Raw genomic sequence first — 1680 nt, 5'->3', positions numbered from 1 at the left:
TTTTTGACCCCGTCGGGTTGAGGGGACTGTATTTTTTCTTTGTAGTAATTTTTTGGACGCCAGCACAGGCTTTTGTGGTTTGTGGTGGTTTGTTCTTTTGTTGGGTTTCGGGCTTTTCACGGCCTGTTTCGGATTTTGTTCTGAAATTTTTTTGTGGAGAGTTTGATCCTGGCTCAGGACGAACGCTGGCGGCGTGCTTAACACATGCAAGTCGAACGGAAAGGCCCTGCTTGCAGGGTACTCGAGTGGCGAACGGGTGAGTAACACGTGGGTGATCTGCCCTGCACTTCGGGATAAGCCTGGGAAACTGGGTCTAATACCGGATAGGAGCCATTTTTAGTGTGATGGTTGGAAAGTTTTTTCGGTGTAGGATGAGCTCGCGGCCTATCAGCTTGTTGGTGGGGTAATGGCCTACCAAGGCGGCGACGGGTAGCCGGCCTGAGAGGGTGGACGGCCACATTGGGACTGAGATACGGCCCAGACTCCTACGGGAGGCAGCAGTGGGGAATATTGCACAATGGGCGCAAGCCTGATGCAGCGACGCCGCGTGGGGGATGACGGCCTTCGGGTTGTAAACTCCTTTCGCTAGGGACGAAGCTTTTTGTGACGGTACCTAGATAAGAAGCACCGGCTAACTACGTGCCAGCAGCCGCGGTAATACGTAGGGTGCGAGCGTTGTCCGGAATTACTGGGCGTAAAGGGCTCGTAGGTGGTTTGTCGCGTCGTCTGTGAAATTCCGGGGCTTAACTCCGGGCGTGCAGGCGATACGGGCATAACTTGAGTACTGTAGGGGTAACTGGAATTCCTGGTGTAGCGGTGAAATGCGCAGATATCAGGAGGAACACCGATGGCGAAGGCAGGTTACTGGGCAGTTACTGACGCTGAGGAGCGAAAGCATGGGTAGCGAACAGGATTAGATACCCTGGTAGTCCATGCCGTAAACGGTGGGCGCTAGGTGTGAGGGTCTTTTCACGACTTTCGTGCCGTAGCTAACGCATTAAGCGCCCCGCCTGGGGAGTACGGCCGCAAGGCTAAAACTCAAAGGAATTGACGGGGGCCCGCACAAGCGGCGGAGCATGTGGATTAATTCGATGCAACGCGAAGAACCTTACCTGGGCTTGACATACACTGGATCGCTGCAGAGATGTAGTTTCCCTTTGTGGCTGGTGTACAGGTGGTGCATGGTTGTCGTCAGCTCGTGTCGTGAGATGTTGGGTTAAGTCCCGCAACGAGCGCAACCCTTGTCTTATGTTGCCAGCATTTGGTTGGGGACTCATGAGAGACTGCCGGGGTCAACTCGGAGGAAGGTGGGGATGACGTCAAATCATCATGCCCCTTATGTCCAGGGCTTCACACATGCTACAATGGTCGGTACAACGCGCAGCGACACTGTGAGGTGGAGCGAATCGCTGAAAGCCGGCCTTAGTTCGGATTGGGGTCTGCAACTCGACCCCATGAAGTCGGAGTCGCTAGTAATCGCAGATCAGCAATGCTGCGGTGAATACGTTCCCGGGCCTTGTACACACCGCCCGTCACGTCATGAAAGTTGGTAACACCCGAAGCCGGTGGCCCAAACTTGTTAGGGAGCCGTCGAAGGTGGGATCGGCGATTGGGACGAAGTCGTAACAAGGTACCCGTACCGGAAGGTGCGGGTGGATCACCTCCTTTCTAAGGAGCTTT

General features: G+C 54.8%; 1 rRNA gene. It reads left to right on the top strand.

Annotated features, from left to right (window positions below):
- Nucleotides 1-150 precede the first annotated feature (150 nt).
- Nucleotides 151-1668, top strand: a 16S ribosomal RNA gene (locus QP941_RS11500).
- Nucleotides 1669-1680 lie beyond the last annotated feature (12 nt).

Origin of the sequence: Corynebacterium sp. MSK150 (assembly GCF_030229215.1) — a bacterium.
GTDB lineage: Bacteria > Actinomycetota > Actinomycetes > Mycobacteriales > Mycobacteriaceae > Corynebacterium.
Note: the sequence above shows the minus strand (reverse complement) of the source record. Positions and strands in the feature narration are given on the sequence as shown.